Origin of the sequence: Sporomusa sp. GT1 (assembly GCF_014634905.1) — a bacterium.
Taxonomy (GTDB): domain Bacteria; phylum Bacillota; class Negativicutes; order Sporomusales; family Sporomusaceae; genus Sporomusa; species Sporomusa sphaeroides.
Genome location: NZ_BMBX01000024.1, coordinates 20,150 through 44,516 on the forward strand (window position 1 = coordinate 20,150; position 24,367 = coordinate 44,516).

A 24,367-nucleotide genomic window follows, 5' to 3' on the forward strand; every position below is an offset into this window, starting at 1 on the left:
ATAAACCCCTCCCGCATCAGTGGGAGGGGTTTGGCAGGTTTATAGCGAATTAATACGGCAGAATAGCCATGGTAGATAACAGCTGGCGTTTGGTATTAGTGACAGCCAACAGTGAGCCGTTGGCCAAATCAATGAGACTTAAATCGGCAAATAAGTTGCTGGTGCCGATAGCTGATTGGCTGTCAGGAATTAAGTAGAGGCGGGATAGTGACCGGCCAATCGTTAACCGGTCTATGATTTGGGCTGTTTCCAGGTCGATGACGAAAATAGATGCCCCGTCTTCGTTAACAATATATGCCGTCCGGTTGTCGGCAGTTACGGCGGCATGGCAGGGATAGGCTGCAAGTCCGCTGGGGCAGCTGGAACATTGGATAGTAACGATGACCGGGGAGGAAGGTTTTTTGCTTAGGTTGAAAAGCACGACCCCTTCTCCGGCAAAGGCTGTATTGGTAAAGGGCACAATCAGCCGGTTGCCGGCCAAAATGATATTGGTGGGAATGCCGGCCATGTCATATTGCCACAGGATGGCGCCGGTCATGCTAAGCGCCATGATGGTGCCGCCGGCGTTGTGCTCCCAGGCAGTATAGATGCTTTCGGCATCAGCCGCCAATCCTACGCAACTGGCCTTAGCTGCAGGTGTTCCTAAAAGCTCTGCGTTCATGGTGGTTAAGTCCAGGCGGTGTATGCTGCCACAGGGTTCGGCAAGATAGGCGGTAGCGGCGTCGGCTTGTGCCAGGACAAACTGGGCAGGGTAAGGAATGCACAGCGGCAGGCAGTAGAGGGACAAGCTGGTGAGATTGACCGCCAACAGGCTGTTTTTACCACTGGTACTGCTGCAGGGCAGGTACGCTTTTGCGTAATCCGGGGTAACGGCAAGCTCGGTAGGAGTTAGTTCAGGCGCAAAGCCAAGCTCTGTCTGAATTTCGCCGCTGGGCCCGTCGGCAATAAGTACGGCATGGGTAGTCGCATCAACTGCCAGTAATTTGTATGATTTTACCCCATGCGATCACCTCTTTTTTTACCCGAAGTTGATGGTTCATCATTCTCTATATAATATTGGTGAGGGTGCTGTTTGGTTAACGTATTTTTTTGGGAGGAGCATCAGGACGTGAAAGAGAAAAAGCTTGGAAACTTCCCAAGATTGTGGGCCAGTCCGGCTGAGGCGGTATTTTTCATTGCCGGGATTTTATTTGTGATTGGAACGATTAATGTTTTCAGTGCCAGTTTTGTGCTGGGAGGGCAGTTATTTCGCGACGGTTACTTTTTCCTTACCCGCCATTTAATCTCCTTTGCCGTGGGATTTGTGGCCATGCTGGCGGCTGCCGTGATAGATTACCGGAAAATACGGCGAGGCTGGCTGCTTTTGGCTATACTGGCGGTGGTGGGGTTGCTGGTGGCGGTTCATTTTATGGGAGTGGAAGCCAATGGTGCCAGACGCTGGCTCAATTTAGGCGGTTTTACTTTTCAGCCCTCAGAGCTTGCCAAACTTACCGCCATTATCGTTACCGCCGCTTATCTGGGAGCGCAGCTTGACCGCGGGAGGCCGGTATCTCTAAAATCCTGGCCGATTGCTGTGAGCGTGGTGCTGGGCGTATTTGTACTTAAACAGCCGGATATGGGGACCGCCGCGGTTATTGTCGGACTGAGCCTTGTGTTGTATATATTGGCAGGTATCCCTAAACAGGAGCTATACGCACTGGCTTTAGGCGGAGCAGGCATGACGGTGTATCTTGTTTATGCCGCCGCCTACCGGGCTGAACGCATTTGGGCGTGGCTTGATCCCTGGGCGTATCAGCAGACCTCAGGTTATCAGACGGTGCAATCCCTGCTGGCTATCGGCTCGGGCGGACTCTTTGGTTCCGGTTTGGGTATGGGAGCCAGCAAATTTCACTATTTGCCGGAAGCGCATACCGATTTTGCCTTTGCCGTGTTATGCCAGGAGATGGGTTTTATGGGGGCAGTAGTGGTATTGTTGCTGTTGGGGGCTCTGGCTTGGTATGGACTTCAGATTGCCAGCAAGGCCCCTGACGGATATGGATTTTTTCTGGCTGCCGGGGTGACTACCTTGGTAGTTGGTCAGGCTGTCGGTAATATTGCCATGGTCTCAGGTGTCGTTCCCGTTACTGGTGTACCTTTGCCGTTTATTAGCTTCGGCGGTACTTCCCTGATTGTCAACTGTGCGGCTATTGGTCTTTTGATTAGTGTCGGACGCCGGACTACCGCCAAGGTTTTTCAGCCAGGCAGCCGGTCAACCCCTGCCCGCGGTTCCCGGCTTAAATTAGTAAAGTAACATAGTGATGTTTAAAGCCCTCTTGATACGGTAATAATTACTAGTGAACTTGTATGTTAGTAATTATTTTGGAAGTTGGTGTTTCTGCCAATTTCCCAAGGGGGCTTTGGCTTATGATCTGGCTAATCCGGGCAGGCGCTTATCTGTTTAGCGGATTGACCATATGGCAGTTTGTGCAGGGTGCAGGAACTCCTGATGCTGCCGGAATCCATCGCCACTTAGCGCTGGATCAGTCACAGGGCATGGTACTTGGCGTATGTGCCGGTTTTAGCGCCTATACCGGTTTGGATGTTTCCTTAATCCGTCTGGCCTGGGCGCTGGCGGTATTATACCGGGGAGCAGGGTTGGCGCTATATATTCTTGCTTTCCTGATTATGCCCGCATCTTAATATACCCTACCAACCCATTCGGCAGGTTTTCTGCCGAATTTTTTTGTTTATTGGGTGACATTTGGCATTTGATTCACATAAAATACACTAAGTCAATGAGAGGAGGCTTTCTTTGTGAAGAAAAAGGCTACCAGACACCAACTGTATGTAAAACCTCAATCCAAAGATAAAAATATAAAGCTGAAAGAAGATATGCATAACGTGGATGATATATGCGATATGGACGAAATGGAAGATTCCGACATGGATATGTGTATGGATACCGAGCGGGAAATGGATAATTGCAAGCATGACTATGACAACATGATGGCTAGCTGTGATGATATGCCGGAATGCATAATGCTGGCCCATGCGTATGTCCCCTGGCAGTATTATGAACAAGCCTTTACTCCGCCTGAGGCGCTTATGAAGGGGACTTTATTCCCGGAACTTTGGGGAGTTTATAAAATCCCGAAATAGATAATGGTTGGAGGTGTAAAATAAGTGAAGTTAGATAGACAACGAGCCTTACTTAGAAAAGTCCAGGAGATGGAATTTGTCGCAGTTGAACTTAACTTGTATCTTGACACACATCCTTGTGACCAAGAGGCACTTCATGATTATAATTGTGCAGTAGAAATGTTAAACAAGTATAAAGAAAAATATCAAGCCGAATTTGGTCCGCTGCTAAACTTTGGTTTTGGCGGTCCGTCCCGGGAACCCTGGCAATGGGTGCAAGGCCCTTGGCCGTGGGAACTATAATTTTGTAATAAGGAGCAGTGGATATGTGGATCTATGAAAAGAAACTCGAGCATCCCGTACGCGTCACCTGCCCGGATGTTAAATTTGCCAAAATGGTAATTACGCAATATGGCGGTCCGGATGGCGAACTATCGGCATCCTTACGATATTTGAATCAACGCTACAGCATGCCTACAAGCCAGGCCAAAGCGCTTCTGACAGATATTGGCACCGAGGAGCTGGCACATATGGAAATGATTGCAGCCTTGGTATTTAAACTGGTTGATGGTGCTACCTGTGCAGATTTCAAAGCAGCCGGCTGGGAAGGCCAGTATGTTCAGCATGATCATGGACTGTTTTGGACAGACGCCAACGGTATACCCTGGAGTGCTAAATACATTGCCTGTCTGGGTGATCCGATTACCGACCTGACGGAAAATATGGCGGCCGAGCAAAAGGCCCGTACGACCTACGAGCATCTGATTGCTTGTACCGATGACCCCTGTGTAAAAGATACGCTGCGCTTCCTGTGGCAACGGGAAGTCGTTCATTTCCAGCGGTTTGGCGAGGCACTGAATGATGTTCAGGAATGGATGTGCAAATCTAAGCATGTTTGGCATGGACATAAGTGCGAGTGCGATTGATGGCTTGACGATATGATAAATGTGTAGATAAAGATGGGGCTATCGCAATAGCGATGAAATTATTGCTGGCGATGGTCCTGCTTTTATGTTCAAACCAATCGGTGCCATTAATAAAGTCAATGGAATACAAAGTGAAGGGATGTACTGGTACTTTTGTCATGAAACAAAAGTACCAAAAATTCTAGGCCCAAAGCCTCCACGCTAACCTGTTTCACTAGAGATCTGCTTTCATAGCTGTATGATATAGTCTCCATTTCAATGCGCGGACCTGAAAAGCCGGGCGATATTCCTAAAATCCGTAAACTCGCTACGCTCAAACAGTACGGGTTTCTTAACGGAATATCGCCCGGCTTTTCTCTTGCGGAACGCTTTTTCCGGCAAAGGCATTTTATTTTATATCCCACCAATAGGCACATTATTTCGATAGTATTGATCGTGTCATTCGTAGCAGGTAATATATAAGAGGAATAGTCCTAATCTTGTCGAAATGAGAATGGTTACCATATTGACGTGGGCAAGTTTTGGGGAAAAGGGAGATTCTATGCCTTTGGTTGATTTATTTATACCCATTGACAATGTTATATTGTACTTATTCATTACGGCTATATTTGAGGCGTTGGCAGTATATCTCTTTCGCTTTCGCAAAACATCGGGAGCTTTGCTGTTAGTATTTTGTCAAATTTGCAAGGGAATTTGGATTTTGGCGAAGGTGTTTTGCAGTTTGAGCCCTGATTTACCGAACAAATTGTTTTGGGCTAAATTTACAGAATGGATGCCGATTTTACTTATTTATTTTTGGTTTGAGTTTATTTTGGAGGTTAGTCAGCAAAAAGGCAGGATACTAACGGGAATACAATATATTGTGCGGGGAAGTGTTTTATCCTTACTACTAATTATTGGTTTTGACAACTGGCTCGGCTGGTATTGGGGAGCCATCTCGCTGGATGGACAGGCATTGACAATTGGTTTTGGACCTGCAGCTTATATAACAATGATTTTTTGTTACACCTTGAATTTGGTATGTCTGGCTTTATCTGCCCGCTGGATATATTGCACGAATGGACTAAGGCGGCAGCAGGCGATCATTTTGTCAGTGACACCCTTATTTAATTTTATTGGCAGCATTTTAGGTTATACTTTGGAAATTCAGACTGTGTCTCCCCAAGTGCTGGGACTATTGTTATCAGGATTCTACGTAACTTGGGTGTTTTATCGGTGGCGAATTTATAGTATTTTGCCATTGGCGCAAGATTCAGTAACACGTACAATGAATGATGGTCTAATGATAATTGATAAAAAAGGATATATCGTGGGTATGAACCCGGCGGTCAAAGCAATTTTTAAAGATTTGCCAGTAGACATAGATAATAAATTTGAAACAGCGGTCGCTGCTTGGTCAGTATTAGCTCAAATTGATTCTAAACATAGCTTAGAAGTATTTGAAGCTGTTGGAGCTAACGGAAGAGGTATTTATCAAATCCAAACATTGCCTCTGACAACTCCACAAGGTAATCTGCTTGGTAAAACAATTCTCTTTAAAGATATTACTGAGCAAAAACGGGATGAAGCTAAAATAATTGATCAAGAGAAGGCCTTGTCTATTATGACGGAGCGCGAGCGGTTGGGACGTGAATTGCATGACGGAAATGGTCAACTCTGGAGTTATATCAATATGCAGATAGAAGCTGCTCGTTCATTGATTGAGAAAAAAGACCTTTCGAAGGCCGATGTACTATTAGAAAAATTGGCTGACGTAACGCAGGATATGCATGTTGATATTAGGGAATCGATAACAGGGTTGCAGTTGACTGCTGCTCAAGAAGGAATTTGGCAAATGTTAAAGGAATATCTGCAATGGTTTGAAGAAAATTATGGAATCCAAGTTCAATTAAAGCTTGACAGAGAATTGGCGGCTGGTTTATTATCGCAAACTACTGAAGTGCAGCTCCTAAGAATTGTCCAAGAAGCAATGACTAATGTTCGCAAATCGGCTGCGGCTTGTCATGTCAGAGTGGCTGTTCGAGTTAATGGCGGTGTTGTGAACGTTTTGGTAGAAGATGATGGGTGTGGCTTTGATCTAACGGAGGCAACTTTTAAAAAAGGAAGTTTTGGATTACAGATTATGAAAGAGCGTGCAAGCGAAATTGGAGCGCAGTTTCATATTGAATCTAAGCGCGGTATCGGTACTAAGATTACATTACAAGTTCCATTGGCATCTGATCATAGCAAGCAAGAGCTAACCGATAATAGAGGAGAGGAATTGAAAATATGAGAGTGCTATTGGTAGATGACCATGCTTTATTCTTAGACGGACTGAAAAATCTTCTAATTGCAAATGACATTGATGTTGTCGGTATGGCCATGAGCATGGATGAAGCTCTAACGAAAAGCAAGGAATTGCTGCCGGATGTCATTTTAATGGATGTGCAAATGCCAGAGGGAGGCGGGATTGAAGCAACCCAGCGAATTAAGACAGAATTTCCGGAAGTCAAGGTTGTCATGCTGACCGTATCGCAGAATGATCAGCATTTATTTGAAGCCATTAAAGCAGGGGCTTGCGGGTATTTATTAAAGGGAATGCCGAGAAAACAGTTTTTAGAACTGCTTATCGGCTTAAATAGCGGACAATCACCGCTTTCACCAGGAATTGCCATGAAAGTACTTAATGAATTTGCTCGCCTGCAACGGGAGCGAGAGACTGACAGTATTATTGCTGATAAGACTGCTTTATTAAGCCCCCGGCAGCTTGAAATTCTCAGGTTAGTTGCTCAGGGACTAACCTATAAAGAAGTTGGCGAAAAAATGTATTTCACGGAAGCTACGGTTAAATACCACATGGGCGAAATTACTCAACGGCTGCATCTGGAAAATCGAACCCAAGCGATTGCCTTTGCGACGGAAATTGGTCTGGGAGCTGGTAAAGAAAAAAATCAGACTAAATGACAATGGGAATTTATCCAAAAAGAATAGAGTGTATTTAAAAAGTATAGGAAAACTATACTTTTTTTTATTACAATTTATACTTTCGTATAGTGTCGTTTTGGAAATAATTTGTTATTCTTTAGTCGTAAATGTTTGTATCAATAATAATTGTAGAGGTTGATTATATCTTGAAACAGATTGAAGTTGTTTTCTGCGGAAATTCTCTATATCTATATACGCTGGCAGCTGTTTTGCAAAATGAGAGGGTGTTCCGTGTTTGTATGACGGAGCAACAACCGCTGGAGGCAATACCCGAATTGAAAATGCTGTGCCCCGATGTGGCGATATTTGAAGCTGCCGATGAAGCTTTAGGAATAATCAGCAGGTTGCATAAAGAGACATCTTGTATGATGATCATTGCAGTTTATCCAAAAACCGATTTACTAGAGATTTTTTTCGATGAACAGTATTTTACATCATCTGTAGATGATTTAGTACAAGTGCTTATGAGAGTGCTGTAGGCCATAGATATGGATATTGTAAGCAAGAAGAGCAGATCTTTACATTACTAGCAGGGAGACGATAGAAATTGATTTTAATCAGACGAATAACAAAAATTGCAGCTCAAATTTTGATTTTGCTGCTGATCATCAACCCTCTTTGTATAACGGTAGCGAACGCCGGAACGATAATAACAAATAATAGTACAAAAATAGTGAACAAGTCCCTAGGGCAAGCTGCAATTGATAATAGTAGTGAGGACAATAAAAAGCTAACAGATAAAGAAAAAGAAGTGCAATTTACTAACAAAATGTTCAATTATTATTGGCAAAATGGTAAGGCGAGTGGGCCAGAGTGGCTGAAAACTACGGATTTGCAGTTGCGTTTAACTGACAATAATAAACTGATATATTCGTTTGAAACCATTCATCCCTTGACTAAGCTGGGGGAAAATGGACAGCTGTGGTTTTGGCAGGGACGTTATGCCCATGAAAGTGGGAATTCTTCGACCGCAAATATAGGATTTGGGTGGCGAAAACTGTCTGCGGATAAAAACAGTATAGTGGGAATAAATACATTTTATGATTATGGATTTAAGTATAACCTTGCACGTGTGGGTTTAGGGGTCGAATATTTTAATAAGCTGGCTGAATACCGGACGAACTGGTATCACCCTCTTTCAGGAGATAGGATAACTGGAGTAGACTATCAGTCAAATGGAATTCTGTATTCTTATATTCGAGCAGTAGAGGGATTGGACTTTGAAGCAGGCACATCTCTTACTCATATGCCATGGCTAAAGCTTTTTGCTGGGGGATATTATTGGGACAATAAATATAGCCCTGATGAAAAGGGCTATCGCTTACGAAGTATGATGCAGTTAACACCAAAGGTCAATATGGAATTAGGTTATACTCATTCAAATCTAAGCCACAGTTTTTATGGAAATATTAAATATCAAGTGGCATTGGGTGCAAGTCAAAGTAAAGAGGGCAGCAAGGAAGAAAAGGACAATAGTAGTGATATTGGCTATAAACTATTGCAAAAGGTAGAACGAGAAAATGACATAAAAACGGAAGCATTTAAGAAGTTTGTAGCTTATACGGGAAGTATAAAGGCGACTGTTACGAATAGTAATAACAATACACCGATATCGGGAGTGACTGTAAAAGTGTTGTCAGGAACTACGGTTATAACTAGCGGCACGACTGACAGTAGCGGTGTAGTTATTTTAGGAGGCATAGCTGCTGGAACATATACTGTATCTGCTTTTTTATCCGGTTATAGTATAAATACAGCCAGTGTTACTGTAATGGACGGGATGACTACTGGTAGTACCATTACGCTCACCGCGGATACCTTCACCATTACAGCGAGTGCAGGGACGGGCGGTAGTATTAGCCCAAGCGGTGCGACTGGTGTCAGTTATGGTGCTACGCCCGCTTATACGATAACGCCAAATACAGGCTACGTGATTGCCGATGTCAAGGTAGACGGGGTATCCGTGGGAACAGGAAGTACTTATACTTTCCCTAGTGTGACAGGGAACCATACCATTACGGCAACCTTTGCGCTACAAAGCTTTACGATTACAGCAAGTGCAGGGACGGGCGGTAGTATTAGCCCAAGTGGTGCGACTGGTGTCAGTTATAGTGCTACGCCTGCTTATACGATAACGCCAAACACAGGCTACGTGATTGTCGATGTCAAGGTAGACGGGGTATCCGTGGGAACAGGAAGTACTTATACTTTCCCTAGTGTGACAGGGAACCATACCATTACGGCAACCTTTGCGCTACAAAGCTTTACGATTACAGCAAGTGCAGGGACGGGCGGTAGTATTAGCCCAAGTGGTGCGACTAGTGTCAGTTATGGTGCTACGCCTGCTTATACAATAACGCTAAACACAGGCTACGTGATTGCCGATATCAAGGTAGACGGGGTATCCGTGGGAACAGGAAGTACTTATACTTTCCCTAGTGTGACAGGAAACCATACCATTACGGCAACCTTTGCGCTACAAAGCTTTACGATTACAGCAAGTGCAGGGACGGGCGGTAGTATTAGCCCAAGTGGTGCGACTGGTGTCAGTTATGGTGCTACGCCTGCTTATACGATAACGCCAAACACAGGCTACGTGATTGCCGATGTCAAGGTAGACGGGGTATCCGTGGGAACAGGAAGTACTTATACTTTCCCTAGTGTGACAGGAAACCATACTATTACGGCAACCTTTGCGAAGGTATATACGATTTCAATCACAAACAATATTCATGGTCGCGTTAAAATCATTGACAATACTGCTATGCAGCTCCTCTATGACGGTTCAGACGGGACAATTAATATGACAGTACCCGAGGGACATGTTCTATCGATTGATATGTACAGTCCAGATCAAGTGATTTTTTATGGACCTATCAACAGTAATCTCACATTCAACTACTAACTTCAAATATAGCTATTGGTTATAGGAGTAAAATTGATGTTAGGTAGTGTGTAAGAAAGGAGGCATCATATTGCGGGTGGAAAATCCCGCTGGAAAAGGTTTAACCGGATGTTTAGCAAAGAGATGATTCTAAAAAAATGAAATGGGAGAGGTTGAAAATGGTACAAAAAGTAAATAAAATGAATGATGATATTGTAACTATATTTCAATGGAAACTTGTTAGTTTTGTGAGTAAATATAACCAACAGCAGAATGTTTTCTTTATTGATTTAAACAATCAAATTGGACATTTCTACTATAACGGGAATTGCTGGAGTTATGAAAGTTTGACTGGCTTTGTAGAAGGGGCAGCTCCTAAGGCAGGCAGTCCCCTGACAGGTTTTGTGAGTGAGTATAACCAACAGCAACATGTTTCTTTTATAGATGCAAACAACCATATCAAGCAATTAGTCTATTGTGGAAACAAATGGGGTTGTGAAGATTTGACTGTTGCGGCAAATGCTCCAACACCTCAGGCAAGTGGCCCCCTAACCAGCTTTGCAAGTGAGTATAACAAACAGCAGCATATTATATTTATAGATGCAAACAACCATATCGGACAAATAGTCTATGATGGGACAAAGTTAATGTATGAAGATTTGACTGTCGCGGCAAATGCTCCAACACCTCAGGCAAGTAGCCCCCTAACCAGCTTTGCGAGTGAGTATAACAAACAGCAGCATATTATATTTATAGATGCAAACAACCATATCGGACAAATAGTCTATGGTGGGACAAAGTTAATGTATGAAGATTTGACTGTTGGTGCAGATGCTCCAACACCTCAGGTAGGCAGTCCCCTAACCAGCTTTATGAGTGAGTATAACCAACAGCAGCATGTTATATTTATAGATGCAAATAATCATATCGGACAAATAGTCTATGATGGGACAAAGTTAACGTATGAAGATTTGACTGCTGGAGCAAAAGGTGTAACTCCTCAGGCGGGCAGCGCACTAATAGGTTTTGCGAGTGAAAGTAATCAACAGCAGTATGTTTTCTTTGTCGATGCAAACAATTATATCGGAGAAATATTCTATAATGGGGCAACTTTAAGTTATCAAGACTTAAAGTTGCTGACATACGAGGGGCGGGTGCTGACAGGTTTTGCGGATGGTTATCAGCCACATGTTTTCTTTATTGACCCTAATAATATTATTAGTCATATTAGTTATGGATTGCATTGTGAAGAACTAAAAAAATAATTTTAGATAGATAGAGATAAATACTAAATATACATACCAAAAAGCTCAGAAGTATTTATTTTGTCCTTTTCTCATGATGCAGAACGATTCAATTAAGGTTCTTAAGGGCTCAATAGGAAATTTTGCGGTAAAAAGGCTTTCTTTGTAGCAATAATTGCAAGGAAAGCCTATAATTATGTTCGCCCAGTATAGGTAGTAACTTTACTAATGGAAACAATATTACAGCACAATTATTTTGGGCATTTTGGATGAGATAATATACTCTGAATTTTGTCGCCGCCTTTGTGTGCTGTAATTTTTGTTCCAATTAATTGATAAATAACTGTGATTTGATACACAGGTTATCAAGAAAATGATATGAAGTCTGCTTTTATTGATCTATTTTCTGCATAAAATGTTTTTTGCCAATAGGTATGATATACGTGTTATTATTAAACTATTGAGCCCCTTGTTCTTTCAAGAGCGCTGTACTGGAGTATATAAGGTGCAGGAAGCATTCATGTGGCATCAAACAATTTATGTTTTTAGAAATTGGACCTCAAACCAGCGCTATATCTGGGCTTGATGGGATTTACTTAAATTGATAACTTTGGCGAGGCATTGAATGAAGTGCAAGAGTGGATGTGCAAGAGTAAGCATGTATGGAATGGACACAATTGCGGGTGTGATTAACATAAATAAGGTCACAAAGCTCCCCTTCTGCTTAGAGGCAGGGGGGATTTTTGTTTGTGCGTTTGATGAGTCTGAAATAACTGGGACAAGGAACCTGTCCCCTTGTCCCAGTTGGGAAGTCGCACAACTTCATTGGTTTGGCGAGACGCTGAATGAAGTACAAGAGTAAGTATGTGATGGAAATGGACATAATTGCAGGTATGATTAATATAGACAAAATCCCCTCTGCTTGTGGCAGGGGGGATTTGTCTATATGTTTGATGAACAACAAGTGCGGTTGTTCTTGCAGGGTGAAGCTATGTCGAATTGCTTTTGGGTTAGAAGCTCAGCCGCAGGCCGGCGTTGACCTGCCATGGTGTTTTTACGGTATCGCCGGTGGTTTTGCTGATTTCGAGGTAGCCGTTGGTGTTTTTGCCTACCGCGCCTGTCAGGCCGAGAGCGAATTCCAGCCACGATTCTTTCAGGTCTTGGTCCAGTGTTACCGGTGCCAGGCCGCCTGTGGACATGGTGATTTTAGAGCGGGCACTGAATTCTCTGGCAATGGACGCCTTGGCATAGAAGGAGCCGGCAGGTGTGGTTTTGCCGATGGCCAGGCCCAGTCTGCCCACGGTGGAATTGAGGGAGGAGTTATGCACACGGGTGCTGTCGCTGGCGGTGTAATCAGCGGAGCTTACCCGGCCGAAGCTAATCTCGGCCTGCGGTTCCAGGTACCAGCCGTCTTTTTGTGCTTGACGGAAGCCATATTCAACCGACAGGCTGGTGCCCCAGTTGTGGTAGCTGCCGGTTACCTTGGTATTGCCAGGATTGAGGAGATAGTTGTGGTACCTGTTCTTGAGCCGTCCCTGCTTGGCGATAACATCAAGGAAATGCCCCTTATCTCCCAGCCAGCTGCCATAGGCACCAACGGTCAGGCTGCTGGCATCGCCGCCGCCCCGGTTAAAGCCGATGCTGGCGTCAAGATAGCCGGCGGTGTAGCCGGTATACAGGGTGCCGCCTTTATAATTGCCGTGCTTTTTGTCATAGCCGCCCTGGATGGCGGTGTAGGTGGCTTTGGTGTGACGGCTGCCGGGATTGTCGGCTTCGGTTTCGCCCCGGTAAAATCTAACCCATTCTCCGGCCTTGCCGGGGTCATTTCTCAGCTCGCCCATGCGCCGCATCAGGCTGTTATTCTCGGTGCGCCACAGGGTCAGGTTGTTGGTGATGACATCAGAGGCGGTGAGCATGGTTTCGCTTACGCCGGGATTACCGCCGGGGGTGCCGCCTGAGGTGCTCAGTCCGGTGATCGACCAGGTTGTGCCGCTTGGATCGGTGCTGGCTGAGACTGTCGGGGTAAAACGGTAGGCTCCCCAGTCGGTTGGCATCGCCTGGAAGCTGGCATCGCCAGTATCGACATTGGCGAAGACTGCTGTGCCGCTGATACTGGAGCCGGATGCAAAGCCTGGGTCAAAGGCAACCTGGATGGTGCTGCCTGCCGCGTTAGTGGAGCTTCTAATTTCGATTTGGTCAGACGCATTGTTGACAAGATCGGTATTGATGATGAAGCTGGCGGCGCCTTGCAGGTTGTCAAGCGTCAGGTGGTTACCGATGGTGCCGGCGGCAAGCTTAACGGTGCCGCCGCCATTGACGACAAGCCTGCTGATCTCGTAACTGCCGGTGGCCGGGTTAAAGATTTGGATGGTGCCCTGATTGAGGGTGGTATCGCCCTGCAGGGCCGCGCCGGATTGTACCAGGTTGATCATCCCGCCGGCGTTGACGGTGCTGCCGGATACGTTAACGCCCCTGTATACGGATTGGGTGCCGCCGCTGTGGATGATGGTGTTGACGGCAGAGCCGCTTGATACAGCCTGAGTGCCGCCGTTATAGATGATGGTGCCGAGGGCGGAGCCGCCTAATACATTCTGAGTGCCGCCGCTTATCGCCGTGCCGCCGCTGAACAGGGTGCCGCTGGCGAGGAAGAGGCTGCCGTTATCAAGGGTAACGTCACTGCTGATTTCCGTGGTTCCGCCGGCAGTGCCGCCGGCATACACATTTTGGACACCGCCGCTCATGATGGTGGTATTGGTAGCTGTGCCGCCGACGCTAATATTCTGGATGCCGCCGTCCTGGATGGTGGTGAGGTCAGCCATACCCTGATCCAGTTCCTGGATGCCGCCTTGAGCAATGGTGGTATTGCGGGCAAATCCTTCGTTGAAGATCTGCCTGCCGCCAGCGCTGATGGTGGTGCGATGGGCAACGGCGATGCTGCCCACTTCCTGGGTGCCGCCGTTATGGATAACGGTGTTTTCGGCCAGGGAGTTGCTGCCGCTCAGGGCCTGATTACCGCCGCTGATGGTGGTGTTATAGGCTCTGGCGTTGGTCTTTACCTCCTGGGTGCCGCCGCTGATGGTGGTGTGGAAGGCCTGGCCGCCGCCCGATACCGTCTGGTTTCCGTCATGGATTGTGGTGCCGGAGGCGCGGCCGCCGTCTAACACGTCCTGGAAGCCGGTATAGATGGCGGTGCCGTTAGCCTGGCCGCCGCTGGACACATACTGGTGGCCATTGCCGTAAATCTCCGTGCTGTTGGCGATGCCGTTAGTGTAGATATATTGAGCGCCGCCGTTAATATAGGTGCTGTTGGCCGTGCCGTACACTTCCTGGAAGCCGGTGCCGTAAAGCTCTGTGCCGGTGGCGACGCCGGCGGCCTGCACGGACTGATATCCGCCGCTGTGAACGGTGGCACTGATGGAATTGCCGTATAACATCTGGTGGGCATTGGCGCCGCTGATGATGCTGCCGCTGGCCGTGCCGCCGGAATTTATAATCTGTGCGCCGTGAGCGTTGACAAAGGTGCCTGCGGCAGCGCCTCCATCATATACAAGCTGCGTGCCGCTGGAATTGATGACAGTATTTGCGGCTGAGCCGCCGCTTGATACATTCTGCATGCCACTGGAATTAATGATGGTGCCGCTCGCGGTGCCGCCGCTGCTTACATGCTGCTGGCCGCCGTTGGCGACGGTGACGCTGGTAGCAGTGCCGCCCAACAACCACTGCTGGGCGTAGCTGCCGTTCACACTGCCGCCTGACACGCTGCCTCCTGACATTACATTCTGGGTGCCGTTGTTATTGACAGTAGTGTCTGAGGCAGTGCCGCCGCTGAGTACATTCTGCTGGGCGTTGCTGTTCACAATCGTACCGGAAGCAGTGCCGCCGTTGTAGACATACTGGTTGCCGCCGCTATGGATGACTGTGTCGGTGGCGGCGCCTCCATTGGATACATGCTGCTGTCCGCCGCTGCTAACTGCGGTGTCTTGGGCCGAACCTCCGCTGGAGACATGCTGCCGGCCGCCGAAGCGGATGTCGGTGCCGGAGGTCGAGCCGCCGTTTGACACATTCTGCCGGCCGCCGCTGCTGATGATGGTATTGGTCGCACTGCCGGTATCGTACACATTTTGGACACCGCCACTGTTGATGACATCGCCGTCAGCAGGATTGGGAATATTAGTGCCGTCCACGTTTTTGGTATCGCCCGCATTGATGTTGTCACCAGCATAAGCTGTGGAGAAAAACAAGCGGTCTAGCAGTTGCCCGCCGCGATTGAAGCTGGTGGCCAGCAGTTCGTCGATAGCTCCCTGCCGGGCTTTGGGCATTTCCGGCACGACCGCAGCCAGCGGCAAGGCTATTGGTGCGGCACTGTTGAGGCTGTTGGCGACCGCCAGTATGATGGACAGGGTTTTCTGGGGATTGATTTTGGTTTTTTTAGTTTTTTTCAGCATAGTTTTTCACTCCCTTTCGCGGATTCAATTTATAGTCATACATTAGTTGGTCAATGACACTGCCGACCTGTTCCGGGGTAATGAACCGGGTGCATTCGAACTGTCTGTCGGTGTTTTTGTGCCGCGGGCACCAGGCGAAGTCATTGTGCTCGAATTCGATGGCGCTGTCTGTCCAGCAGCCGTTGCATACATGATAGTTGATGATCCGGTACGGAGTATGAAATTCGGTCAGCGGCAGGCTGAAGCCGCTGATCAGCACCACCGGCCTGCCTACCGCCCAGGACAGCCAGGACAGGCCGCTGGAGAGGCCGATGAAAAAGTCGGCGTGATACAGCAGGTCCACCCGCTCGCTTAGCGGTAGATTGCCGGTAAAGTCTTCGGCGCCGTAGGGAATGGTATTCCAGCGGCTGCCGCTGCCATGGCAGTCTTTTTGGTCAATACAAAGGACCCGGTAGCCTTTGTCCTTGAGGTGTTTGATTATATTCAGCCAGCCGGCGGGGTTGTTCCAGTATTTGGCCTGGCTGGTGGCTTGGGCGGCAATGCAGACATAAGGTTCCGCGATGCTTCTTTCCGGGTTTCGCGGCGCAATCTGCGGTCTGATTTCCTCCGGCCTGAGCCCCAGGATATACGGGATAGTCTTCTGCAGGCCGACGATGCGCCAGTCAACCGGCTGATGCATGCGGTCGTCGCAGGGAAAGAAGATGCCCATATAGTAAGAGGCATAAACATTGTCCGGGCGTTCGTCAGGCCCGATGAAATGCAGTTCAGGATAGGTCGGTTTGAAGAGCTCCGCCAGTTCCGGAGCTATGGCACAATACACCTCGCAGTTATGCTGGTAGCGGAAGACTTGCGCATAGGGGAACCAGGCGATGATATCACCCAAAGTGCCGACCGGGAATTTGATGAGAATTCTTTTCCTGGCCGGAGTAAAGTCATGGCTGAATATCAGTTTTTCCTCCCGGTAGATTTCCAGGCGGAAATTGACATAATATTTCTTGGTGCTGGTGACAAGTACGTCGGAAGCTTTGGCATCATAGAGGGTGTTGAAGCAATCGCGGTCGGTGATTTTGACGCGCCAGTCGCCTGCCGGAACTTTGATTCTCGCACCGTAGTTAAAATCAAAGGCCAGTCCCTCGATATCGGTCTGGCAGGTGAGCGGGCCGGGATCAAAAACGGCATACGGTTTCTTTGCCGCGGTGCTTGCCGGTTCGATTGGGGTCGGGGATATTGTTTCCTGCATGCTGGTTTTGGTCACCTCCTGTGGATGTTGTTTGCGGCCCTGTCGGTTTATTTCGCCGCCGGCTGTTCACGGTAAAACTCCCTGATCTGAAGCAAAAAATAGCCAAACAATACATGCAGCAACAACCCTAAAGGCATAACCGACAACAGACTTATGATTGCTCCGGCCAGCAGCGAGTAAAAGGCCAGCTGCCAGCCAAGAGGCCTTTGCTGCAGCAACAGATAGCCACTGACTACGGCCAGGAGCTGCAGCAGCGGCGCCGTCAGCCAGGACAGTAACAGCAGGCCGCCGGGAAACGCAGCCTGAGCCAGGCCGGAAAAAGCGAAAAAGGCCTGGAGGGAGCTTAACCAGGTTAAAAAGCCGAATGTGCCGAAACCCATCAGCAGCCAAGGGATGATTTTGGCCGCAGTCTGTTTGCCTCCAGGCGAGAGCGCAGGCAACCTGGCACAGAGTTCGCCCAGCTTGGCATCTAAATTACTCATTACAACATTCCTCCTTGTCGGAGCAGGGCTCAACCCTGCGCCGGCGATACGGTTTTAGCTTAAACAATAAGAACCGGTGTTCTGTCTATCAACTCCTTTTGTACTATTGGACATTCTGGCAGATTTCAGAAGGCTTTATCAGCTCAGACGGGTGCCATTCTGTAGGTTAATTCTAACAAGTGGCCTCTTACCAAAAACTTAACAATCCTGCAGAAAAGAGCAGGATTTTATTAACAAAAGTCAAAAAAATACATTTATATGAGCTCCTTAGCTAATCCCGGGAAAATCTATAAGTTCTGGAGGGGTATCATGTCTGATTTACTGCTCCTAAAACTGATGCCGCCCCGCCGTGGAAGTGGCACTATTGAGAGGTCCGGATTAATAAAAAAAATCGCCGGCGGCGGTCAGCAGTTTGTTCTGTTGACAGCTCCGGCTGGTTACGGCAAAACAACGACAATGCTCCAACTTGCGGATACGGCTGGCCGGACGCTGGTCTGGTATCAGCTGGATGCCTATGACAACGATCCGGCTGTCTTTTTGCGCTATTTAACGGCTGGCATCGCCAGGCAGCTTCCTGGATTCGGTCAGCAGGTGCTGCCGCTGTTTGCCGGCGATTTTGAAGGCCGCCTGCGCCTGCTCTTAACCGCTTTTGTCAACGAATTATACCGTTGGGAACAGGTCCCCATCGTATTGGCTTTGGATGATTACCATGAAATTACCGCTTTGTTTGTACATCGTTTTTTGGAGGAACTGCTGAATCATCTGCCCGAACATGTTCATGTTATGATTGCCAGCCGCACGATGCCGCCGCTCGACCTAAGCCAACTCAAGGCTTCCGGGTTTGTAAAAACCGTAAGAGCCGGGGAATTGCGTTTCAGTAGCGAGGAATTGCGGGTATATCTGACCGGGAGGGGATCACGGTTTGCCTGTGAGGACCTGGAATTGCTGGAACGTAAGGTTGAAGGCTGGCCGGCGGCCGTAAAGTTTCTGGCCGATTTAAGCTGCGTGGATTCTCCTTCTCTTTTCCCGGGAGGCAGTAACACCGAGACATATGAATATCTGGCGGCCCAGGTTATGTCCCGCCAGCCGGACAAGGTGGTGGATTTTCTTAAAAAGACTGCTGTTTTGGAAACCGTCACGGCAGCGGCTTGCGATAGGCTGCTGGCGCGGCAGGATTCCCGGCAGATGCTGGAGCTGCTGGAAAAACAGAATCTGTTTCTGGTTCCTTTGGCCGATTCGGGCAACTCTTATCGTTATCATCAGCTATTTCGGGAATTTTTGCTGGACCAATTGGGCAACGAACGGCAATTCTGGCAGCGGCAGGCAGGCATCATGGCCCGGGAATGCGGTGAGCTAAGCCTGGCAGCGGAATACTTCCGGGCTGCCGGTGCCCAGGACGAATTAAAAGCCATACTGGCAGAAGCCGCCCGGCAAGCTCTTACGCAAGGACGCTGGCAAACCCTGTCCCGTTGGTTAACCACCCTGGAAGAGTCTGATTTGACGGACGACCCTTGGTTAAGTCTTTATCGAGCTAAAGTGGAAATGTTTCAAGGACGATTGGACGAAGCAGAAAAATGGCTAAACAAGGCGGCGCCGTTTTTTTTAGACAGTGGCAGCCAGCAGGGTCTGACAGAAACCCGGCTGCTTCAGGCCCGGGTGTTGCGGTGCCGGGGCCGGTTTGCTGAAAGCCTTGCCTTGTTGGAACAAGTGCTTCACCAATTGCCGTTAGCAGATAACACGCGTGTCGATTTGCCGCTGGAAAGATCCTCGTGCCTGTTGTATACAGGACACTTCCGTGAGGCGGAAGCTGTTCTGGTCAGCGCCTTTGCAGCGGCAAAACGGCGTAATGATAAATATGCCAAAGCGCATATCCTGGAAGGTTTGGGTCATGTTTACTGGATGCAGGGTGATTATCCCCGGGCACTGCGGATGTACAACAAGACAACCGAGCGCCTGCCGGAATGGTTTATGCCCAGCTACCACATGCAGGATTATATTGCCTTTATTTATCTGGATTGGGGAGAGTGGGAAAAAGCTCTCGATTATGCAAAACGCAATGTGGCAATTAAAGAAAATTTTGATCTGACCGATGCCCTCCCTTCTGCTTACGGGCAGTTGTCCAGTATTTATTGCAGCCGGGGCGAATGGACCTTGGCGGAAGAATACTGCAAGCGATCTGTGGAATTTGTCAGGGAAAATAATGGTGATCATATTTATTCGGCTTTGAGCTTAGCTCTTTGGTCCGAATGTCTGGGTCTGCAGGGGCGGTGGATTGAGGCGCGGGAAAAAGCTGTGGAAGCGTTGGCCGAAGTGGGACCGTATTACGTACTCGCCCAAGATGTCTGTCTGTTGCTGGGTTCACTGAGTTTCATCCATACCGGGGAGCTGCAACAGGGCAAGGAGATGTTGTCCACAGCAGTCAATCGGTTTGACCAGTATGGCTTTATGCGCGGACAGTGTTATGGCTATGCGTTCCAGGCCTGGCTGGCCGTCAGTGAAGGGAAGGCGGAGACAGCACGGGCGTATACGGAAAAAGTGTTGGAATTGGCTGCCAGGCATAACTTCTTAAATGTTTTCCTGACACATTATGAGCTGCTGCAGCCGGTGCTGCAACTGGGCCTGGAAAACGGCGTGGAAGTTGCATTTATCCAACGTATTCTGGCCCGCAAGCTGGAAAAGGCCGTACCTCTCCTCACCTGTCTGGCCAAGCATCATGATCCGAAGGTCCGTTCCCGGGTCATTGCCCCACTGGCGGAAATTCTCGGGGTCCATGCCGCTACGGTGATAACCGCTCTGGTCAAGGACACGGACATGGCAGTCCGCCAGTCGGCGCGCCTGGCGGCTCAGCGTCTGGGCATTCCCGCGGCTCAAGAGGACAATACCCCGGGGGTTTTCTCTGTTGCGCTGCAAGTCAACATGCTGGGGCGGTTTACCGTTTTTGTCCAGGATGCCGAGCTTGGCAAAACCGGCTGGCGCACAGCCAAGACACAGGATTTACTGGCCTACCTGCTGCACAAAGGAGAGCCGGTCAGCCGGGAACAGATCCAGGAAGATTTATGGCCGGATATGGATGCGGAAAATGCTGCCAATATTTTTCATGTCACGCTGCATCGTTTACGCAAACTGCTGAAAAAGTCCAACTGTCCCGATATGCTCGCCTACAGCGGCAAACGTTATGCTCTGCAATCGGCCGGCTTTAGCAGCGACATCCGGGAATTCCAGGAACTGGCGGCAGCCGGCCTGTACCAGGATATTGCCATAGAGGAAAAAGTGCACTGCCTTAAGCAGGCAGCGGCCCTTTACCGTGGCGACTATCTGGAGGGAATGGACTATCCGTGGCTGTTTTACGGACGGGAAAAATTTAGAAATCTGTATGCTGAAATCGAAATAACCCTTGCGCGGTATTATCTGGATGCCCGCTTGTATGCCGTGGCGCTGGAGCGCTTGCAGATTATGGAGGCAGCGGACCCCTTCAACGAAGAAGTCCAAGCCATGCTGATCAAAGCTTACTACGGACAGGGCAACCGCAAAGCGCTTGTCAGGCAGTATCAAAAAACCGAAGTGGTGTTTCGCGAGGAACTCGGCCTTCGTCCCTCGCCTGAACTGCAGGCGCTATATGCAAAACTGGTGAAATAATCCGGTTCCGGCAAGCCGCGTATCACTGAACTGGCGCAATCCCAAGGGGCCATCGCACTAAGTGCTTAGTGCGATGGCCCCTTTTGGCATAAAAAATCCCCGAACTTCAAAAAGTCCGGAGAAAAGAGTGGGACGAGGGGACAGGTTCCTTGTCCCAGGTTTAGGGTTTTCTTAAAATTGCTTGAGCAATTTTTAAGGCTTTATCGGCGGCTTTACGCCCCTGTCGTTCTTCTTTGCTATGAGGTATTATTTGTCGGCTGCAGCAGACTGTTCATTATCCGAAGTTAATATTTCTATTGCTTTTTGTTTAGAGGGTGAAAGACTTTTAAATTTGCGGATCAAAGCTAAATCGGCAGGAGATATCTCACCCGGGGTCAGTGCTGCTTCGGCATCAAAGGGTGTTCTGATATCTGTTTCGCCTAGCAGCCACGAACTATTAACTTTGAAAGTCTTTGCGATGACTTTCATCATTTCGCTGTCCGGTTCCCCGCGTCCACTGCGCCAATTGAATATTTGAAATTTTGATGCTCCGACTTTTGCTCCGAATTCTTCCTGCGACAGATCCGAATCGTCGAATAACATATTAAATCTTTCTTGAAATGTTGCCATTGCACACCAACGCCTTCAGTGTAGTTTCTACTATATTGTATAATTTCATATGCAAAAAATGCATTTGGGTGTAAAAATAATGTTGATATAGTAAAAAATACGCCGTATAATGAGGGGGATAGTGAAAAATATTCCATTGGTCAGCTACATTACGAAAAAGGGGTTGTCTGTGTGAATCTGCTAAGCAATATGAAAGTTTCCACTAAGTTGCTGTTGCTCCTTGTTATCGCGATGGTTTCCCTGTGCGCAGTAGGGGCAACGGGGTATTATTACTTATTGCAATCGCATGAGGGTATGACGGAAATGTACACTGACAGGGTATTGCCGATACAATGGCTTGAGGAAAATCGCGCTTACAATCGGGCCATAGAGGCGAACATTTTCCATTTAATGATGTCTGTTAATGGAAATGAAAGCATGAGCTTGGTAAAAAATATTGAAGAACGGATAAAAGCGTTTGATGATAATCTTGCCCTTTATGCGAAAACCGATCTTACCTCATACGAAGAGGATACTTTAAAGCAATTGCAGGCCAACCTGCCAAAGTACCGGGACAGTTTGAAAACAGTAATACAACTGGCGACACAGAACAAGCAGGCTGAAGCGTATGTATTTTATAACCAGTCTGTACGGGCGGCAGAGGCTGCATGCAATCAAAACCTGATTGAGCTGGCCAGTTATAATACAAAAATCGCGGGTGAACTTGCCCAGGAAACGGAAAAGGCCTTCCGCGAGGCAATTATGATCTTTATAGCCATTATTATAACCGGCATTATTCTTGTTACTTTGCTGGGATGGACTATTGTCCGCGGTATTACCGGAACTCTGAAAAATGCGATTGCTCATATCGGACTGCTGGCTAAAGGAGACTTTTCCCTGGATGTTCCGGCAGCATTTTTGCAGTCTAAAGATGAATTCGGTACCTTTGCCAAAGCTTTTGATGCCATGCAAACGAATATGCGGGTTTTAATCCGTCAATTAAGCCAAACCTCCGAGCAGCTGGCAGCGTCAGCCGAAGAAATGACTGCCAGCGCCGAACAGTCGGCACAGGCCGCGAATCAGGTAGCCGCAACCATTACCGCTGTTGCCCAGGGGGCTGACGGGCAGCTTACATCCATTAATCACGCTGCGTCCTCGGTTGAGCAGATATCTAAAAACATTCAGCAGATTGTGGCAAATAATACCGAAGTCGAAAATACTTCCGTTAAAACCGCGGAAGCCGCGGAGGAAGGAATTAAAGCCATTGATACGGCAATCGACCAAATGGAACACATTGAAGAAACGGTAACCCATTCGGCCAATGTTGTTACTAAATTAGGCGAGCGCTCGAAGGAAATCGGACAGATTGTAGATACCATATCAGGTATTGCCGGGCAAACCAACCTGTTGGCACTTAATGCCGCCATTGAAGCGGCCCGTGCGGGAGAGCAAGGCCGGGGATTCACCGTTGTCGCCGAGGAGGTCCGTAAGCTGGCAGAGCAATCCCAGGAGGCAGCTAAACGGATAGCCGGCCTGATTCAGGAAATCCAGACAGACACAGACCAGGCTGTTTTATCCATGAGTGAAGGAACCAGGGAGGTAAAGCTTGGCACTAAAGTTGTTAATACTGCCGGACAATCCTTTAATCAAATTGCAACACTTGTCGGTGAGTTATCGGCCCAAAGACAGGAGATTTCGGCAAGTATTCAACAGGTAGGAATAGGAAGCCGGCAAATAGTTTCTGCCATGAAGGACATTGATGATGTCAGCAGGAACATGGCAGGGCAGACACAGACAGTGTCTGCGGCTACCGAAGAACAATCCGCGTCCACGGAGGAAATTGCCGCAAGCAGTCAAAACCTTGCCAAAATGGCGGAGGAATTACAAACGGCAATCTACAAATTCAAAATATAATATAGTAAATTATTGCAGCTTCTCACCCAAACCTGCAAAAGGCGGCGGCAGCGATCGAAGAATTAAAGCCCCAATAAATCAAGCGTCTTTCTATCAACAATGCCTGTGGTCTTAAGGCCATGATCATGTTGGAACCGCTTAACGGCAATCTCGGTTTCTTTGTTAAAAAAGCCGTCCGCCCTTTCTTCCAGGTAGCCAAGATTTCTTAGTTTGAGTTGCAGTTTTACAACATCAGGCCCCATTAAACTCACTTTTAACTGGCGCTGGATGGAGATGGGGTGATTTTCGATCGTCACCGGTGTACCAATGGGAATCCATTCATACAGTTCTTCGACATCCTTATTCCGCATGCGAATGCACCCATGGCTGGCGTAATTGCCAATGCTCCAGGGTTGATTAGTCCCATGGATGCCATAACCTCCCCAAGGGACGTTAAGTGCAAGGAAGCGGGTGCCGAAAATATCACCGGCCCGATAGGATTTCCAAATAATTACCCATTCTCCGACCGGTGTCGGCGTTTCACCTTTGCCTACGGCAACCCGGTAGGTTTTATATACTTTATTGTTTTCATGGACTTCTAAGATACGGGAGGGTATTTTGATATGAATGGAAATGCTGCCTTTAGGTGCTGCTGTCGGCTGGTTAGGAATGGCGGCTAATTCTATTTCATACCATTGCTGAAGTACATTGATCCATGCAAAAAAGCTGATAAGCAATACGGTTGCTATCGAAAGCAGTTTAGGCGGTTTTCTGATAAAAAGACTTCTCATAAAATTCGCCTCCCAAGAAATAACTCTAAAATCATATGATGAAAAAAGAAAAATTATAACGCCGTTTACCGGGTTACTCCTGGTGAGCGGATTTTATTTTACCAGCCTTTTCTAAAGAAATTATAAAAATAGGAATCTATAATGTGAACATAGGCAA

At 47.8% G+C, this 24,367-nt stretch carries 18 protein-coding genes; 12 read left to right on the plus strand and 6 right to left on the minus strand.

Going from position 1 to position 24,367, the window contains the following annotated elements:
• Positions 1 to 49: 49 nt before the first annotated feature.
• Positions 50 to 808 carry a YncE family protein gene (locus GT1_RS18245; protein WP_188399911.1) on the minus strand — a complete coding sequence of 253 codons (759 nt, stop codon included), beginning with the start codon at positions 806 to 808 and terminating at the stop codon, positions 50 to 52.
• A gap of 300 nt (positions 809 to 1,108) precedes the next feature.
• On the opposite strand from GT1_RS18245, the gene GT1_RS18250 reads away from it, so the two are divergent.
• The 10 genes from GT1_RS18250 to GT1_RS18295 all read left to right on the plus strand — a co-directional run bounded on the left by GT1_RS18250 (position 1,109) and on the right by GT1_RS18295 (position 11,156).
• The gene (locus GT1_RS18250; protein ID WP_075756295.1) at positions 1,109 to 2,290 is read left to right on the plus strand and encodes an FtsW/RodA/SpoVE family cell cycle protein; all 1,182 of its coding nucleotides are present in this window, start codon (positions 1,109 to 1,111) and stop codon (positions 2,288 to 2,290) included.
• A gap of 113 nt (positions 2,291 to 2,403) precedes the next feature.
• On the plus strand, positions 2,404 to 2,679 hold the full coding sequence (locus GT1_RS18255) for a PspC domain-containing protein (RefSeq protein WP_075756294.1): 276 nt from the start codon (positions 2,404 to 2,406) through the stop codon (positions 2,677 to 2,679).
• A gap of 114 nt (positions 2,680 to 2,793) precedes the next feature.
• Positions 2,794 to 3,138, plus strand: coding sequence for a spore coat associated protein CotJA (locus GT1_RS18260; RefSeq protein WP_223226364.1), 345 nt, complete (start codon positions 2,794 to 2,796; stop codon positions 3,136 to 3,138).
• A gap of 24 nt (positions 3,139 to 3,162) precedes the next feature.
• The gene (locus GT1_RS18265) at positions 3,163 to 3,420 is read left to right on the plus strand and encodes a spore coat protein CotJB (protein WP_188399912.1); all 258 of its coding nucleotides are present in this window, start codon (positions 3,163 to 3,165) and stop codon (positions 3,418 to 3,420) included.
• 23 nt (positions 3,421 to 3,443) lie between these two features.
• Complete coding sequence (locus GT1_RS18270; protein ID WP_188399913.1) at positions 3,444 to 4,043, plus strand: manganese catalase family protein; 600 nt, start codon at positions 3,444 to 3,446, stop codon at positions 4,041 to 4,043.
• A 487-nt stretch (positions 4,044 to 4,530) separates the two neighbouring features.
• Positions 4,531 to 6,315 (plus strand): histidine kinase N-terminal 7TM domain-containing protein, encoded by a 1,785-nt coding sequence (locus tag GT1_RS18275; RefSeq protein ID WP_188399914.1) that lies wholly within the window; start codon positions 4,531 to 4,533, stop codon positions 6,313 to 6,315.
• Positions 6,312 to 6,986, plus strand: a complete 675-nt coding sequence (locus GT1_RS18280; RefSeq protein WP_188399915.1) for a response regulator transcription factor — start codon at positions 6,312 to 6,314, stop codon at positions 6,984 to 6,986. The genes GT1_RS18275 and GT1_RS18280 overlap by 4 nt, the downstream gene beginning before the upstream one ends.
• 167 nt (positions 6,987 to 7,153) lie before the next feature.
• Positions 7,154 to 7,486, plus strand: a complete 333-nt coding sequence (locus GT1_RS18285; protein ID WP_188399916.1) for a hypothetical protein — start codon at positions 7,154 to 7,156, stop codon at positions 7,484 to 7,486.
• Positions 7,487 to 7,554: 68 nt separating this feature from the next.
• Complete coding sequence (locus GT1_RS18290) at positions 7,555 to 9,912, plus strand: inverse autotransporter beta domain-containing protein (protein ID WP_188399917.1); 2,358 nt, start codon at positions 7,555 to 7,557, stop codon at positions 9,910 to 9,912.
• Between the two features lie 158 nt (positions 9,913 to 10,070).
• Positions 10,071 to 11,156: a hypothetical protein gene (locus GT1_RS18295; protein WP_188399918.1), complete on the plus strand. Its 1,086-nt coding sequence runs from the start codon at positions 10,071 to 10,073 to the stop codon at positions 11,154 to 11,156.
• 989 nt (positions 11,157 to 12,145) lie between these two features.
• On the opposite strand, the gene GT1_RS18300 is transcribed toward GT1_RS18295, so the two are convergent.
• From GT1_RS18300 to GT1_RS18310, 3 genes are read right to left on the minus strand one after another with little or no spacing between them, the layout of a single operon-like run.
• The gene (locus tag GT1_RS18300; RefSeq protein WP_188399919.1) at positions 12,146 to 15,580 is read right to left on the minus strand and encodes an autotransporter outer membrane beta-barrel domain-containing protein; all 3,435 of its coding nucleotides are present in this window, start codon (positions 15,578 to 15,580) and stop codon (positions 12,146 to 12,148) included.
• A complete protein-coding gene (locus GT1_RS18305) occupies positions 15,564 to 16,820 on the minus strand; it encodes an autotransporter strand-loop-strand O-heptosyltransferase (protein ID WP_188399920.1) in 1,257 nt (418 codons plus the stop codon). The genes GT1_RS18300 and GT1_RS18305 overlap by 17 nt, the downstream gene beginning before the upstream one ends.
• A gap of 47 nt (positions 16,821 to 16,867) precedes the next feature.
• Positions 16,868 to 17,302, minus strand: a complete 435-nt coding sequence (locus GT1_RS18310) for a hypothetical protein (protein ID WP_188399921.1) — start codon at positions 17,300 to 17,302, stop codon at positions 16,868 to 16,870.
• Positions 17,303 to 17,611: 309 nt separating this feature from the next.
• Between GT1_RS18310 and GT1_RS18315 the strand changes: the two genes are divergently transcribed.
• On the plus strand, positions 17,612 to 20,938 hold the full coding sequence (locus GT1_RS18315) for a tetratricopeptide repeat protein (protein WP_188399922.1): 3,327 nt from the start codon (positions 17,612 to 17,614) through the stop codon (positions 20,936 to 20,938).
• A gap of 246 nt (positions 20,939 to 21,184) precedes the next feature.
• Here GT1_RS18315 and GT1_RS18320 read toward each other — a convergent pair whose 3' ends face one another.
• The gene (locus GT1_RS18320) at positions 21,185 to 21,547 is read right to left on the minus strand and encodes a helix-turn-helix domain-containing protein (RefSeq protein ID WP_188399923.1); all 363 of its coding nucleotides are present in this window, start codon (positions 21,545 to 21,547) and stop codon (positions 21,185 to 21,187) included.
• Positions 21,548 to 21,718: 171 nt separating this feature from the next.
• On the opposite strand from GT1_RS18320, the gene GT1_RS18325 reads away from it, so the two are divergent.
• On the plus strand, positions 21,719 to 23,440 hold the full coding sequence (locus GT1_RS18325; RefSeq protein WP_188399924.1) for a methyl-accepting chemotaxis protein: 1,722 nt from the start codon (positions 21,719 to 21,721) through the stop codon (positions 23,438 to 23,440).
• Between the two features lie 62 nt (positions 23,441 to 23,502).
• Here GT1_RS18325 and GT1_RS18330 read toward each other — a convergent pair whose 3' ends face one another.
• Entirely contained in the window at positions 23,503 to 24,210 is a 708-nt protein-coding gene (locus GT1_RS18330) for a L,D-transpeptidase family protein (protein WP_075756285.1), read from the minus strand.
• Positions 24,211 to 24,367 lie beyond the last annotated feature (157 nt).